Genomic DNA, 15,464 nt, shown 5'->3' on the forward strand with positions numbered 1-15,464 from the left:
GCTAGTACAACATCCCGTAAATTGCTTGATTAATTATCCGACTGTAAATAGGGCTGCAGGAGCGTGACGACGACATCGGCCATCTCCTCGAGCGAGCCGGTTCCGGGCAGCGGTTCCCAACGACCACTATGGCTGCGGAAGGCAGCGCCATAACGATTGCGGCCGAGCTCTGTGAGGCGCGCCACAACAGTGGGCTCCTCATCGTCCAGACGTTTGATCAGCAGGTGACGTCCGTAGGCTTGCGTAACAATTTGGTCATGGCCGAGCAAGGTGCGTAGTTGACGCTGAAGTTCGGCCGCGTAATGTTTGGTGGGTATGGCTGGCACGTCGGTCCCCTCGATTACGTTGCGCCGGTTTGTAGTGGGTAGCCCCGGAAACTCCATTTGAAGGGGCGCGCTGCCTGATTATGCTGGCGGATAAACTGCGCGGTTCGCTCGCGCAGGTGCGCGGTGCTGGTATGGCTGGCATGGCGCAATACCCGGCGCGTGTAGCGCGCAAACCATAGTTCAATCTGATTGACCCAACTCGCGTGCAACGGCGTGAAGTGGAAGTGAAACCGCTTGCCATGTCGCGCATTGAACGGCTGCCAGACGGCCTGGGCGCGGTGCGTGTTCAGGTTGTCCCAAACCACGTGCACCTGCTTGCCCGGGTATGCAGCAGCCACGCGCTCCATGAAGGCTACCAGATCGTCCTGGGTACGCCGCTCGCGGCACTCTGCCAACACCTTTCCCGTGTGCACATCCAGCGCAGCAATCAACGCCTGGGTACCGTGGCGGATATATTCAAACTCCCGACGACGCAGCCGTCCCGCCGCCGGTGCACGCCCCGGATGCTTGCGCTCGATGGCCTGGATACCTGTCTTCTCGTCGATGCTGAGCACCACCGCGTTTTTGGGCGCCTTGCGATACAGCTTGCAAATTACATTGACCTTCTCGCGAAAGGCGGGGTCGGGACTGTGTAGCCATTGCTGCACCCGGTGCGGGCGCACGTCGCCGGCCTGCAAGATCCGCTGAACATGGCTACGGCTGATCTGTTCGACGATGCCGCGCTCGATTGCGCGCGTCACGATCTCGTCGAGCGTCGGCGTGAGCCGCCCCTGCGGTTCCTGCGCTTCGCAAGCCAACGCAATCAATTGCAGTCGCGTTTCCTGCGCAATGCGCGGCGGACGGCCACTGCGCTCACCTTCCCGAATGCCCTGTGCGCCTTGCCGCGCAATGCGCTTGCGCCACGTGCTGACCGTCTGCACCGATACGCCGAGCTCTCGCGCAATCACAGTATTCGAGTGTCCCTCATGTGCCCACAACGCAATCCGAGCCCGCATCACATCCCGCTGCGGGGCCGTCTTCTGTGCGATCAGCGACAGGAGTTTCTCTTTTTCTTTCTTCGTCAGCTTCACTGACGTTGCGTGACGGCCTCGGCTCATCCCGACATGATAACCAAGGTTTAATTATTCAACGTATTTACGGGATGTCGTACTAGCTGCGGCGGCTGTAGCAGCAACGCTTGCTCGCCGCGATGGACACGAGCGTAGAGGCGCTCCAGACGTGCGTACTCAATGCCTTGGCCGACGTGAAGGACGAGCGGAGCATTGCTCGTAGTACGCGTGGGGAGCATGTGCTCCACTTCCGTGATGGACATCAAGCGCTCATCTTGGCATTTCGCCTTGATACGATCGCCTACTACGATCTTCGCTATTGGATGCAGTAGGCTCGCAAACGGATTAAGCGCTCGCGTATGCGACGAATGGGTGAACACGTCTTCGCCCACGGGCTGTTCTTCGAGTCCGACCGGCAATTGCATGTGAATGTCCTCACTATTTGTTGAATAGTAGTGCGAAGTAATATAGCCGATAAAAGGCTATGTAATGCGTACAAGGGGCTGCCCATACTCGACGGCTTCTCCTTCTTCGACCAATACTGATTCGATCGTTCCGGCAAAGTCGGAGCGAATTGCATACATGAGTCGCATCACTTCCACGCTACCAACCGCCTGACCGGCTTCGATTTTCTCCCCGACTGTTGAGAGCGGCACGCCGTCGTGCCGGGCGCCTCGGTAGAACCGACCGACCATCGGCGAAGCGACGATGCGCGTCGGTGCCGCGCACGGCAACCCAGATCGCGGTGCCCCGGCGGGCGCAGCTGCCGCTACGTCGGGCTCGACGCCCATCGCTGCGTGTGCGGCAGCGGCCATTCCCGGCTGAGGGTGATTCCGCACGATGAGCGTCATGCCCATCGCGTCCTCGAAGTGGAGTTCGGACAACGACGATTTGACGACGAGGCCGACAGCGCGTCGGATGCGGCGGATGTTCATGATCGAGTCTCTGAGCAGCGTCACGCGGCAACCGAGCGAGATACGGGCTGCGCCGCTTGCGTGATGATCGCCGCGACCTCCGCGGCATGGTCGTGAACGAAAAAGTGTCCTCCTGCGAACGTGTGCTCGGTGCAAGCGACAGTGGTGTACCGGTGCCATTCGACCATTTGTGCGGGAGGAGCGAGTTCGTCATCGGCGCCGCTCATGACGGTCAACGGGATGGGAAGCGGCGTCGCGTCGTCACACCGGTACTCGTCACAGGCGAGGAAGTCGGCACGCAGCGCTTGCATCGCGTGCGAAAGCCATTGCCGGCTATCAAGCGTGCCGCTGCGCACACTACCCAACCGCGTCACCGCTTCGAGAAATTCTTCTTCCTGAGCACACGCCGAGATATGCCGTGTGGAGAACAAATGCGGCGGCCGGCACGACGTAATGATGACGTGATTTACACGCGGCCGACCGCGTTGCATGAGCCGGCGAGCCGCTTCGACGACCACGATCGCGCCGAGGCTGTGCCCCCAGAGGGTCACACCGAGCGGGGCGCTCGCGGCTCGAGCGTCGATCGCGACGACGGCATGTAACGCCATTTCGTCGACCGAACGCGGCGCGCGGGCGATGCTGCCGTGCCTACGGCGCGGATAGTTGACGCCGATGAAATTCGCATGCTCGAGCAATCGCACGCGCACAGGAGCCAACGCGCTCGCACTGCCGCCGGCATGCGGAGCAAAGACAATCGTTGGCTTATCGAATTGCGGTCGCGACCCGGGTGAACTTAAGCACGATAAAAGCGAATTGGAACTCATCAGTAGTCTTATATCGGGAAAGTTGTATTCGATGGCGAAAGATGCCAATCGTCACGTTGATGCGGTTCGGCGGCTTTTATCGCAGCCTGAGGACTGGGAAGTCTCTTTCATCTCGAGATATTTGCGTTGTCGCGCGAGGCCGTTTGATTTTCCTGCAAAATGCCTTACTGGGTTGTACAGAGTCGGATTCTCTTTCGATTGATTTTTAGGTTGAACCTATCGAAAAAGTAGGTTGCAAAAAGGTTTAAATGTGAATAGACGCTGGTTTCTTCGTTCTTTGCGCTCGGTAAACAATATCGTCAGCGACGGCATATGCCAGCGCAAGGTCGAAGCCAATCTAGTCCACCCAGCGCCGAAGTAGCAGTACATCGGCATTCGACGGCTTCGTCGCTTCGAGCCAGCTCTCATGTGAAGAGAATATCGAAAGAAGAGTTTCGGGGTATCCACCCAAGCCATTCTCGTCAAGCGCCCAGCGCAAAGCGAACGCAATTGCAGGTTCGGCGGGGTCTTTTCGCCTGATACCTACAGTCAGGTGCTGGCTTCGACCGTGTAAGTCAACCGAAGAGAGCCAGCACATATTGATTGTAGAACGAAGTTCACTAAAAAAATTCAGACAGTTGATTTAGAATTTGCGTAACGAGTGGAGGTAAAATTCCTAAAGAGATATTAAAAAGCCCGCTCGAAAGCATACGAGCGGGCATGAGCGCAATAATGGCGTTACGGGTATGCAACGACGTCTATTCAACCGGACTCGAACGAACGTGGGTGCGGTTACTGAACCGCCGCCCCCGTTCGAGATTGCCGCGATGCGGGCTCAACGTCCGGTTCTTGCTCCTGAAGGTGGGGCAGCTTCGAATGACTGAGGAAGCCGAACACCATCACGGCCGACAGCACGGTGATGCCCGCCAGGACGTATAGCAGCAAACGGAACGCTGCGCCGTAAAGCTTGACGAGATCGGCCGTCGTAGCATGCGCAAGCATTGTCACCGCTGTCGACAGATCGCCCATTACCAGTCGGCTAGCCGCCTCGGCCAAGATCCTCGCGTCCACACTCGCAAAGGCGGTCCCGCGGAGCTTCGTCTCGACGAAGCTTGCGAGCAGCGCCGACACGATGGCGAGCGCGATACCTTCGCCAGCCACACGCGTCGTATTGAAGATGCCTGTCGCCATGCCGGCGCGCTCTTTGGGGACGACGCTGACAGCCAGGCCGTCCATTAGGCCCCATGGGAAGCTCACGCCTACACCGATCAAAAACATTGCCATTAACATGTGTGCGATCGGCTGTCCTTGCTCGCATTGCGCGAGCCAGAACTGGCCGCATGCGCACAGCAGCAGACCTGCGCCAGAAATTACGCCCGCCGTAAACCAACGTGTTAGGTAGCCGGCGAGCATCGGAATTACGAGCATCGGCGCTGAAAGCGCGAACATCATTTGCCCCGCAGCAACGGAACTGTACCCTTCGATGCCGATGAAGCGAACCGGCAGGAGCACGAGCAGCACGACGTATGAATACGCGGGCGCGGCCGCGAGAAACTGCACCCCGATAAAGCGCGGGTAGCGGAACAATGATAAATCGAGCATGGGGCGGCGCACCCGGGTTTCGACAAGGACGAATATGGCCGTCACGACGGCCGACGCAGCAAGCAGGCCCAGGACGAGCGGGCTGGTCCAGCGGCTGTCGGGCACACGAAGCACTGCGTAGGTAAACAGCGTCAAGCCGCACGTGAAGGTTGCGGCACCTGGCAAATCGAGGCCAGTCGCACCGGGGTCGCGCGTCTCGCGAATGCACTTCGCACCAACACAGAGCGCGGTCAGTGTGATGACGGTGACGCTCCAAAACACCGAGCGCCAGCCGAAGTTCGCGATCAACGCGCCAGCGACGATCGGGCCAAACGCCAGACCGACACCGAAGGTCGTGCCGAGCACGCTGAAGGCACGCGTGCGGGCCTCACCTTCGAATTCTTGTGCGAGCGCCGCGGCGCCCGCCGATAGCGCCGTTGCACTCGCCACGCCTTGCAGCGCACGTAGCAGGTCCAGGGCGAGCATGCTGGAAGCGCGCGTCGCAACGATTGACGAGAGCGCGAAGCCAAGGGTGCCGCAGAGAAAGACGCGTTTGCGCCCGAAGAGATCAGCACACGTCCCGGCAACGAGCAAGCAACTGCCGAAGCCCAGCATGAAAGCGTTGGTCACCCAGTTCAGCGCGAGCGGTGACCCGTCTAGCGCGCGAGCGATCGCCGGGAGCGCGATTGCGGGGCCGGTGAAGCTGACTGGCATCGACAGCCCGGCAAGGCAGACGGCAACCAGGATCAATATCCTCTCGGTTGGACTATTTGTTTCGACAGCTGGGTTGCGCATTCTCGAATCCTTGAACGAAGTTTCCGTTTCGCCGTAATTTGCAGCGAGTGTGCGTGAGGGCCTACCGGCAGCGCGACGGCGCCGAAGGGCATATTAAAAGACGCGCGACTGTGTTTAAATGAGCCCGCATTCCGCTCTCTCAGGACAAGTATTCCTTAATCGGCTGTCGTTATGGATTCGCTCAGTGGACTCGTCGCCTTCATCCGTGCCGCGGAAGCCCGCAGTTTCGTTACCGCTGCCCGCACGCTCGGGGTTTCCGCGTCAGCCGTCGGAAAAAGCGTTGCGAGACTTGAGGAAAATCTCGGTGTTCGACTTTTTTATCGAAGCACGCGCCAGATCAACCTGACCGAAGAAGGTTCGGTTTTTTTCGAGCGATGCCGCTATGCCCTTCAGGAAATTCAAGACGCCGAGGCGCAGTTATCGAAAGCGACTATTGCGCCGCGAGGCCGCTTGCGGGTCAGCATGCCGGCGATCGGCTACCGCGTAGTGATGCCGATCATTCCGCAGTTTCGCTCGCTCTATCCTGAAGTCGAACTCGATCTGGATTTCAATGATCGGCTTGTCGATGTCATCGACGAAGGCTTCGACGTCGTCATTCGCGGTGGAGAGCTGGCCGATTCGCGCCTGAAATCCAGGCACCTCGGGCCGTACCGGTTCGTTGTATGTGCATCACCCGAGTACTTTGCGCGCCATGGCGTGCCGCTGCACGCCGAAGATCTCGCCAATCATGTCTGCCTGCGCTTCAAGTACCAATCGAGTGGCAAGCTGCAGGATTGGCTGATCGACGGTGTCTTGCCCGTTCAGGGCGCGGGCGCTGCGATTCCACTCGTCCTGAACAATGCTGAAGCTGTGCTGTCGGCGGCGATCCAGGGACTAGGTATCGCTTATGTGCCGGACTTCGTGGCGCGCGACGCCTTGATGGAGGGACGGTTGCGCATGGCGTTGGAATCATCGACGACCGTGGAAGGTGTATTTCACGCACTTTGGCCGACAAATCGTCATATGCTGCCCAAGCTGCGGGTATTCGTCGATTACCTCGCCGAACATCTGGATGCTATGTCGGGATCAGTCCACGTGCCCTACATTCCGCGCCGATGATCCCCCTGGTCGTCCGAACGAAGCGACTCATCTGTGCGCATTTTCCTTGCCAACTGTAGCCAGCGGCACCAGCAAGCCGCTTACCAGACATCAAGTTGACAGACGTTTTTGAAAGCTCGTTTTTTCTCTTTCAATGGCGTGTTCTCGCGTCTCAATGGGGCATGATCCTCTTCCGCGATCGACGCGCGTTTCGGTGCACCGTCCTGCCTTTCTGCATCGAGTTTTGAATTCACGCATATATCGCAGATGTACATTGAACCGGGATGACGGACAACTGGCTCAATCAGTGGAAAGCGCGTGGCCCGATGGGTTTCGGCGGGTTTTCCAATTGCGTGGCGACACAATTAGTTTCGCGCCGGTGCCCAAATTAATACGGTCTATCGTCGCGGACAAATGTATTTCCGGCGACATCTTTCATAGACATTCGCAAGCGAAGCTCAAGCGTCCATCGAATCATCAATGATGTGACGCTTGATCGAGATCAGCGGGGGAATTGCAGTACTTTGCTATCTTCATTTCTCTTTGAGAAAGCCATACCCGCTGCTTCGAGTTCCCGCTATGTCGACATCTGCAATGCAATGCGCGCCAGTACTTCCTCCCGATCTGCAGCTGGGAGAACCGATAACCGATGCAACGCATAGCGAGTTTATTCGCCTGCTCGACGTGGCGGATAACGCCATTGACGAATCGCTCATCGCTTCGCTCGACGCCTGGATCGCACACACTAAAGAACACTTCGCACAGGAAGAATCGTGGATGGAAGCATTGGACTTCGGCCCGCGTCATTGCCATGCGGGTCAGCATCGCCATGTGCTGCATGTGGCCGACATGGTGCGCGCGGAAATAGCCGACAACGGCCGCGTTGACCTGGGCCGGCGACTGTTGAGCGAATTGCGCGTGTGGTTCGCGCATCACGTGAAAACGATGGACGCGATGATGGTTGGCTACATGCAGGAACACGGCTTTCCTCAGGCCGCGTGAACGGTACACGAACCACTCTCGTCGATTCACACAACTTCAGACCATCATTCGCTTACATGGCAAACGACATCGTAATCGTGGGTGCCGGCCCTGTGGGGCTATGCGTCGCGCGCTCGCTCAGTGGCCTCGGCCTGCGAGTCACATTGATCGAGCAGCAGCCTTTGAATGAAATCAGCGACCCGAAATTCGATGGCCGTGAAATCGCGCTGACTCAAAAGTCGGTTCGATTCATGCAGCAGTTGGGTCTCTGGAATCTCATCGATGCAGACGCACGTTCTCCGCTGCGTCGCGCGAAGGTATTCAACGGCTCGTCGCTGTCCGCACTGGAGATCGGGCACGAACTGGCCGGCCATTCGGAGCTGGGCTGGCTGGTTTCAAACCAGCTGATTCGCAAGGCCGCGTATGACGCGGTACATCGCAGCATCGCTGAGAACCATGACCTCACGCTGCTCACGTCGGGGAAGGTGAGCAGCGTCAAGAGCGACAATGTCTCTGCCAGCGTGACGTTGGAAAGCGGAAAGACCCTCTCGGCCAGTCTGATCATTGCAGCCGATAGCCGCTTTTCGGCGACGCGCAAGATGATGGGAATTTCAGCCGATATGCGCGATTTCGGCAAATCGATGCTTGTGTGTCGAATGACACACGAGCAGCCCCATCAATACACCGCATGGGAATGGTTCGGATATGAGCAGACGCTCGCGCTGCTTCCGATGAATCCGGATCAATCGACGAATGCGCACCGGTCTTCAGTGGTGCTCACGCTGCCCGCATGCGAGGCGAACGAACTTGCCTCTCTTGATCCAAACGAATTCGGCGCGAATCTCGAACAACGATTCGCGCGGCGGCTGGGCGCGATGAAATTGGTGAGCACCCGCCATCTCTATCCATTGGTCTCCGTTTACCCCGCGCGATTCGTCGGAAAGCGCTTCGCGGCAGTGGGCGACGCTGCCGTCGGCATGCATCCCGTGACCGCGCACGGGTTCAACTTCGGACTGGCGAGTGTCGAGACGTTATGCAAAGAAATCGTCGCTGCGCACAGGAACGGCTTCGATGTGGGCGCCGAATCCGTCTTGAGCCGCTACGAAAATTGCCATCGCCGTGCGACCAGGCCGCTCTATCTCGCCACTCGCCTTGTCACCGACATCTATACGAACAGTAGCGTTCCAGCGAAGCTGGCGCGAAACATCATGCTCCGTGCCGCGTCGTTCGCGACGCCTTTCAGAAGGGCTATCGCAGCTTCGTTGACCGGCTAGGCATGTCATATGCGGCTGCCTTTCCCGCTCGGCGCCGCTTATCAATCTCTCACGGTACGTCCGACCGGACAGCCGCTGTCCATTGCTGGCCGGTAGATAAATTCCGGCATAGCGCCCGCCGATCAGGCAACTGAATTCCCGCCCCTCGCGGCCGCGAGCCTGCGTCGCTCGCCCGTCCGTCCCAATTTCCCGTTCGTCGCGTCTTTCCGCGTAAACCCGCTTGCACCATATTTTTGATGATTCTATATTGGAATACACCATCAACTATTACGATGCGATAAATCATGAGCGAAGACGTGTTGTTGTCGAATCATGGCCGCGTCGCGGTCATCACGCTGAACCGTCCCGAGCGCCTGAACGCATGGACGACGCCGATGCGTGAAACGATCATCGAGGCGCTGGACCGCTTCAACGCCGACGACGAGGTCGCTGCGATCATCATGACGGGCGCGGGCAACCGCGCGTTCTCGGCGGGACAGGACCTGTCGGAGGCGCATGATTTCGACGGCGAACGTGCGGTGGCGTGGGTCAAGGAATGGCAGCGGTACTACACGGCGCTGCGCGGCCTGAAAAAGCCGCTCGTGATCGCGCTGAACGGCACGGCCGCGGGTTCGGCGTTCCAGGTCGCGTTGCTCGGCGATATCCGCGTGGGGCATCCCGGCGTGCGAATGGGCCAGCCGGAAATCAACGCGGGCATCGCGAGCACGACGGGCCCGTGGATCATGAACGCGATGCTCGGCATGTCGCGCACCATCGAGCTCACGCTCACCGGGCGTCTGATGGACGCCGACGAGTGCCATCGCATCGGCCTCATTCATCACCTCGTGCCCGAAGACCAGGTATTCGGGAAGGCGCTGGAAATCGCTACCGAACTCGCCGCCAAGCCACCCGTCGCGATGCGTCTGGACAAGCAGCGCTTTCGCGAGATGACCGAGCCGGGTTTCGTCGACTGCATCGAAGCGGGCGTGCGCATTCAGCGCGAAGCGTATGACTCCGGGGAGCCCGCGCGCATGATGGAGGAGTTCTTCAGCAAGCGCGCGAAGTAGGTCGAGCCTGAATCGAGCACGAGTCGAGCTGTTCCCATCGCAATCACACTGCGGGAGACCTGAACAATGACGCAAGACTTCAACCCGATGCGCCGCCGAATTCTGCAAGGCGCGGGCGCGCTCGCCGTGGCCGGCGCGATGCCGCTCGCCGTACGCGCGCAGACGAAGCAGATCGTAGTGTCCGATCCGGGCGGCCCTTACACCACCGCCTATCGCGAAGCCTTTTACGATCCGTTCGAGAAAGCCACGGGCATCAAGGTCGTGAGTGTCGCGCGCGAATCGCAACCCGTCGCGCAATTCGCCGCGATGGTCCAGACGAAGAACTACGTGTGGGACGTCACGACGCTCACGCTCTCCGCCGACATTCCATATCTCGAAGCGAAAGGCCTGCTCGAACCCATCGGCCTGAAGACGAGCGACTATCCGGATGTGATGTCGGAGGCGATCACGCCGAACTGGCTCGGCGTCGACGTGTATTCGACGGTGCTCGCCTATCGCACCGACAAGTTCGGCCAGAACGGTCCGAAGTCATGGGCGGACTTCTGGGACGTCAAGCGCTTTCCGGGCCGCCGCTGCCTGCGCCGCAGTCCGCTCGACACGCTGGAGCAGGCGTTGCTCGCCGACGGCGTGCCGCTCGACAAGCTCTATCCGCTCGACGTGGACCGCGCGTTCAAGAGCCTCGACAAGATCAAGCCGCACATCAGCATCTGGTGGACTTCCGGTGCGCAGGCGATGCAGGCGATTCAAAGCGGCGACGTCGACATGATCTCGACGTGGAACGGCCGCGCGCAAGCGGCGAAGGACGGCGGCGCGCCCGTTTCGATCGTCTGGAATCAGGGCTTGTATTCGATCGAGGGCTGGGGCATTCCGAAGGGCACGCCACGCGCGGACGCCGCCAAGCAGTTCGTGCGCTTCTGCGCCGACGCGAAGCGCCAGGCGCTGCTCACGCGCACGCTCGCCTATGGCCCGACCAACCGCAAGGCTTTCGACACGATCAGCAAGGAACGCGCGACGCTGCTGCCCACGGCGCCCGACAATATCCGCGACATGCGCCTGCCGAGCCCGCAGTGGTGGGAAGAGAACCGTCAGAAGGTCACCGAGCGGTTCAATTCGTGGGTCATTTCGTGAGGACGGCAACATGAGCTCGAAACTCGAGGCGATCGGCATCGCGAAACGCTACGGCGATTCGGTTGCGCTGGAACCGACGGATCTCGTCGTGCAGGCCGGCGAATTCCTGACGCTGCTCGGTCCCTCGGGTTCGGGCAAGACCACGATGCTGCAGATGATCTCGGGCCTCGTCGCGCCCAGCGAGGGGCGCATCGAGATCGACGGGCGCGACGTCACGCACGTCGAGCCGGGCAAACGCGGCATCGGCATGGTGTTTCAGAGCTACGCGCTGTTTCCGCACATGAGCGTGTGGGACAACGTCGCATACGGTTTGCGCATGCGCCGCAAGTCGCGCGACGAAGTGCGTGCCGCCGTCGATGATGCACTCGCGATGGTGCGCATGACGGAATACGCGAAGCGCTTTCCGAAGGAACTGTCGGGCGGGCAGCAGCAGCGCATCGCGCTCGCGCGCTGCTTCGCGTACCGGCCTTCCGTCATCCTGCTCGACGAACCGCTCGGCGCGCTCGACAAGAAGTTGCGCGAGCACATGCAGTCCGAAATTCGCCGGCTGCACAAGGAGCTCGGCGCGACCTTCGTCTACGTGACGCACGATCAGGACGAAGCGCTCACGCTCTCCGATCGCATCTGCCTGATGAACCAGGCGCGCATCGAACAGGTGGGCACGCCCGCCGATCTCTACGACCGTCCCGCGACGCGCTTCGCGGCAGGCTTCATCGGTCATTCGAATCTGCTGGAAGGCGCGCTCGACGATACGCGCGGCGCAAGCGGCGAGCCGATCCTGCTCGCAGCGGGTGGCCGCATTCCACTGCCGATGAGCGCGCCCATCATGCCCGCCGCGCGCCACACGCTGCTCGTGCGCCCCGAAGCGCCGCGCCTCGTCGAGCCTTCGAGCGGCTTTGTCGACGGCACCATTGCGGATGTCGTTTTCTTCGGCAGCGACACGCGCATACAGCTTTCGATGAACGACGGCAGTCAGCTCACCGTGCGTTGCGAGCGCAGCCTGTCGCCGCGCATCGGCGACAAGGTGGGCCTCGTGTGGGACCCGTATCGCACGACGCTGCTACACGCCTGAGGAAACGTCATGACCATCGCTCTGCACGCGCATCGCGAGAATGAAGCGTCGCGTCGCGGCCGGTCCGCCTGGCTCGCGCGCTCGTTGCGCTTCCTGCCGATCGTGCCGACGCTGCTGTTCCTGCTCGTGTTCTTCATCGTGCCCGTCGGCGAAATTCTGCAAGGCGGGCTCGTCAGCGCGGATGGGCAGGTCGGCTTTGCGCAGTTCGCGCGAATCGCGCGCACGCCCGTCTATGCGAAAGTGCTGTGGATCACGTTCGCCATTTCGTTCATGACGGCGGCGCTGTCGATCCTGCTCGGCTATCCCGTCGCGTACATGCTGAGCCGGCTGTCGGAGCGGGTGCGCGAACGGTGGCTGCTGTGGATCATGCTGCCGTTCTGGACCAGCTATCTGGTGAAGACCTACGCGTGGATGCTGCTGCTGTCGAAAACAGGCGTGCTCTCGACGATCGCGCTTTCGCTCGGCCTCGTGCATGAGACGACGGGCACCATTCCATCGCTGACGGGCGTGCTGATCGGCATGGTGCATTCGATGCTGCCGCTCGCCGTGATGACGATGCTCCCCGTGATGCGCGGCATCGACGATCGTCTCGCGCAAGCGGCCGAAACGCTCGGCGCTGAACGCAGCACCAGCTTCTTCACGGTGTTCCTGCCGTTGTCCTCGCCGGGCGTGGCGGCGGCGGGGCTGCTCGTGTTCATCTCGAGCCTCGGCTTCTTTATCGTGCCCGCGCTGCTTGGCTCGCCGAAGGAAACGATGATCGCGCAACTCGTGATTTCATCGGTGCTCGAACTGTTCGACATGCGCTTTGCAGGTGCGCTCTCGACGGTACTGCTCGTCTGCTCGATCGTGATCTTCTTCGTGTACGACCGCATTGTGGGCCTCACATCGCTGACGGGCGAAGTGACGGAGCGCTCGCGCGGCTCGCGCGCGCAAGGTTTGCGGCTTGCGCTGCTGATGGCGCTGGGGCGTATCTTCGCGCCTCTCATGATGCGCCGTAACGCGCACGTCGAACCGGCCGCGCGCGCAACGAGCCCGCTCGGTCTCTATACGTGCATCGTCATGGTGGTGCTCGTAGCGCCTGTGCTCTCGGTGATTCCGTACGCGTTCACGAAGAGCGATTACATCGCCTTTCCGCCGAAGCTGTTCAGCACCCGTTGGTTCGGCACGTTCATCGATTCGCCCGTCTGGCAGAGCGCGATCGTCCGCTCGTTCGAAGTCGGTCTCGGCACGGCGCTGCTTTCGCTGCTGCTCGGATTCGGCGCGACGCTCGCGATGACCCGCATGCCGCGCCGCGCGAGCAAGCCAATGTTTGCGCTGTTCGTCGCGCCGCTGATCGTGCCGCGCATCGTGGTGGCCGTGGGCCTGCTGTATCTCTTCGGGCGCTTCGGGCTGACGGGCACGAACCTCGGGCTCGTGATCGGCCATACGGTGCTTGCGATTCCGTACGTGGTCGTGACGCTCGCCGCGGGCTTTCAGCGCTTCGACTGGCGTCTCGACGATGCCGCCCGCGTGATGGGCGCGTCGCCGTTGCGGCGCATCACGTCGGTCGTGATGCCGCTGCTGATGGCGAGCGTGACGGCGGCGTTCCTGTTCGCGTTCCTCGTTTCCTTCGACGATCTGACGATCGCGATCTTCGTGAGCGGCGGCATCAACTCGACGCTGCCCAAGCAGATGTGGGACGACATTCAGCTCGCGATCACGCCGACGCTCGCGGCCGTATCGACGACGCTCGTCATCCTGATTGCGCTCGTCGTCGCGGCTTCTTCCTGGCTCAAGCGCCTCGCGCGTTAAATCTCAGGCTCTCATACCCATCCAGACATGCATCGTTACCCAGAATACTTCGCTCACCGGCACCCCAACGACGAGCTCGACTGCGCGCCGCTGCTGGTGGCGGGATTGCGTCGCGAGCCCGCGCGCACCGTGGTTCATTTCGACGATCGTGCGATCACCTGCGAGGATGCCGCGCGGCACATCGTGCAGTTGCAGCGCTGGTTCGCAGATGAAGGGCTCGCGTCGGGTGATCGCGTCGCCGTGATGCTCGGCAATAGCGTCGAACACATCCATCTGATTTACGCGCTGGTGCTGAGCGGGCTCGTCTGGGTGCCGGTGAACACGAAGCTGCGCGCGGCGGGTCTGGAATATATGCTGCAGCACGCGGAGCCGAAGCTCTTCATCATCGAGGACGCATTCGACGATGTGACTTCGCAGATCGAGTGCGGGGCGTCGCGGCGCGTGCATCTGCCCGCGTTCGACGCGAACGATACCGACGCCGCTTTCGTGACGCCGCCAATCGGCGTGCACGATCCGTTGTGCGTTATCTACACGTCGGGCACGACGGGCGCGCCGAAGGGCGTCGTCTTCACGCACCGGATGATGCGCATCGCGAGCGAGGCGGCGCTGCGCATCGCGGACGTGCGCGACGGCGACCGGCTCTTTCTGTGGGAGCCGCTGTGCCATATCGGCGGCGCGCAGATGCTGCTGCTGCCGTTTCTCGAACGCGTGACACTGCACGCGGTGCCGCGCTTTTCGGCCTCGCAGTTCTGGTCGCAAGTCGAGCGCGCGGGCGCGACGCAGCTGCATTACCTGGGCGGCGTGCTCGATATCCTGATGCAGTTGCCGCAGAGCGCGCAGCCTCACGCGCATACGCTGCGCGTCGCGTGGGGCGCGGGCGTGAGCGCCGCTGCGTGGGAGCCGATCCAGGCGCGGCTCGGCGTGCGCCTGCGCGAATGCTACGGCATGACGGAATGCTCGAGCTTCGCGACCGCGAACGTCACGGGCAAGCCGGGATCGATCGGCCGCGCGCTGCCGTGGATCGGCGTCGAGCTGCTTGATGAAAACGGCCAGCCCGTGAAAGAAGGGGGGGCGGGCGAGATCGTGCTGTCGAGCAAAGTGGAAGGCACGTTCCTGCCGACGTATCTGAAGCACCCCGAAGCGACGAAAGCCGCTTTGCGCAACGGCCGGTTGCATACGGGCGACCGCGCGCGGCGCGATGCCGACGGCGATTTTTTCTTCGTCGGCCGGCAGACGGACAGCATGCGCGTGCGCGGCGAGAACGTATCGGCGTGGGAAATCGAGCGCGTGTTCGCTGCGCATCCTGCGATTCGCGCGAGCGCCGCGATCGGCGTCGCTTCGTCCGTCGGCGAGCAGGACATTCTGCTCAACGTGCAGTTCAAGGGCGCGCCCGTGGACTGGCAAACGATCGACGCGTGGGCGCGCGAGCGGCTCGCGAGCTTCCAGTTGCCGCGCTATTACCGGGCGGTCGATGGCTTCGAGCTGACGGCGAGCGAGCGCATCAGAAAGCATCTGCTGCCGCGCACCGTCGATGACGCATGGGACCGGCTCAGCCATGTTGGTGCTTAGTTATCGGGTGGTGGCCTTATTTATCGGATACTGATAGCCCTCCAGGGCCATGCGATAA

General features: G+C 61.2%; 14 protein-coding genes. 8 read left to right on the plus strand and 6 right to left on the minus strand.

The genetic code is table 11. The annotated features are described in order from the left end of the window. Positions 1-29: 29 nt before the first annotated feature. The 6 genes from BMW76_RS09950 to BMW76_RS09975 all read right to left on the minus strand — a co-directional run bounded on the left by BMW76_RS09950 (position 30) and on the right by BMW76_RS09975 (position 5,468). Positions 30-326, minus strand: a complete 297-nt coding sequence (locus tag BMW76_RS09950) for a hypothetical protein (protein WP_090864976.1) — start codon at positions 324-326, stop codon at positions 30-32. Positions 327-340: 14 nt separating this feature from the next. Continuing rightward, positions 341-1,423 carry an IS630 family transposase gene (locus BMW76_RS09955; protein WP_090864977.1) on the minus strand — a complete coding sequence of 361 codons (1,083 nt, stop codon included), beginning with the start codon at positions 1,421-1,423 and terminating at the stop codon, positions 341-343. A 20-nt stretch (positions 1,424-1,443) separates the two neighbouring features. Then, positions 1,444-1,800, minus strand: coding sequence for a hypothetical protein (locus tag BMW76_RS40245; RefSeq protein WP_143062237.1), 357 nt, complete (start codon positions 1,798-1,800; stop codon positions 1,444-1,446). 57 nt (positions 1,801-1,857) lie between these two features. After that, on the minus strand, positions 1,858-2,310 hold the full coding sequence (locus tag BMW76_RS09965) for an acetyl-CoA carboxylase biotin carboxyl carrier protein (RefSeq protein WP_177200347.1): 453 nt from the start codon (positions 2,308-2,310) through the stop codon (positions 1,858-1,860). A 20-nt stretch (positions 2,311-2,330) separates the two neighbouring features. After that, entirely contained in the window at positions 2,331-3,113 is a 783-nt protein-coding gene (locus tag BMW76_RS09970; protein WP_090864980.1) for a thioesterase II family protein, read from the minus strand. A gap of 771 nt (positions 3,114-3,884) precedes the next feature. Continuing rightward, complete coding sequence (locus BMW76_RS09975; RefSeq protein WP_090864981.1) at positions 3,885-5,468, minus strand: MFS transporter; 1,584 nt, start codon at positions 5,466-5,468, stop codon at positions 3,885-3,887. Positions 5,469-5,639: 171 nt separating this feature from the next. On the opposite strand from BMW76_RS09975, the gene BMW76_RS09980 reads away from it, so the two are divergent. The 8 genes from BMW76_RS09980 (at position 5,640) to BMW76_RS10015 (ending at position 15,406) form a co-directional block, all read left to right on the plus strand. Beyond that, positions 5,640-6,566, plus strand: a complete 927-nt coding sequence (locus tag BMW76_RS09980; RefSeq protein ID WP_090864982.1) for a LysR substrate-binding domain-containing protein — start codon at positions 5,640-5,642, stop codon at positions 6,564-6,566. A gap of 471 nt (positions 6,567-7,037) precedes the next feature. Then, positions 7,038-7,547, plus strand: a complete 510-nt coding sequence (locus tag BMW76_RS09985) for a hemerythrin domain-containing protein (RefSeq protein WP_322789262.1) — start codon at positions 7,038-7,040, stop codon at positions 7,545-7,547. Further along, a complete protein-coding gene (gene ubiM, locus BMW76_RS09990) occupies positions 7,466-8,800 on the plus strand; it encodes a 5-demethoxyubiquinol-8 5-hydroxylase UbiM (RefSeq protein WP_245763163.1) in 1,335 nt (444 codons plus the stop codon). The genes BMW76_RS09985 and ubiM overlap by 82 nt, the downstream gene beginning before the upstream one ends. A gap of 284 nt (positions 8,801-9,084) precedes the next feature. After that, positions 9,085-9,846: an enoyl-CoA hydratase/isomerase family protein gene (locus BMW76_RS09995; protein WP_090864985.1), complete on the plus strand. Its 762-nt coding sequence runs from the start codon at positions 9,085-9,087 to the stop codon at positions 9,844-9,846. 66 nt (positions 9,847-9,912) lie between these two features. Then, positions 9,913-10,974 carry an ABC transporter substrate-binding protein gene (locus BMW76_RS10000; RefSeq protein ID WP_090864986.1) on the plus strand — a complete coding sequence of 354 codons (1,062 nt, stop codon included), beginning with the start codon at positions 9,913-9,915 and terminating at the stop codon, positions 10,972-10,974. A 10-nt stretch (positions 10,975-10,984) separates the two neighbouring features. After that, positions 10,985-12,046, plus strand: a complete 1,062-nt coding sequence (locus BMW76_RS10005) for an ABC transporter ATP-binding protein (RefSeq protein ID WP_090864987.1) — start codon at positions 10,985-10,987, stop codon at positions 12,044-12,046. Positions 12,047-12,055: 9 nt separating this feature from the next. Beyond that, positions 12,056-13,837: an ABC transporter permease subunit gene (locus tag BMW76_RS10010; protein WP_090864988.1), complete on the plus strand. Its 1,782-nt coding sequence runs from the start codon at positions 12,056-12,058 to the stop codon at positions 13,835-13,837. Between the two features lie 27 nt (positions 13,838-13,864). After that, a complete protein-coding gene (locus BMW76_RS10015) occupies positions 13,865-15,406 on the plus strand; it encodes an AMP-binding protein (RefSeq protein ID WP_090864989.1) in 1,542 nt (513 codons plus the stop codon). Positions 15,407-15,464: the final 58 nt, after the last annotated feature.

The sequence above is a fragment of the Paraburkholderia diazotrophica genome (genome assembly GCF_900108945.1).
Lineage (GTDB): Bacteria > Pseudomonadota > Gammaproteobacteria > Burkholderiales > Burkholderiaceae > Paraburkholderia > Paraburkholderia diazotrophica.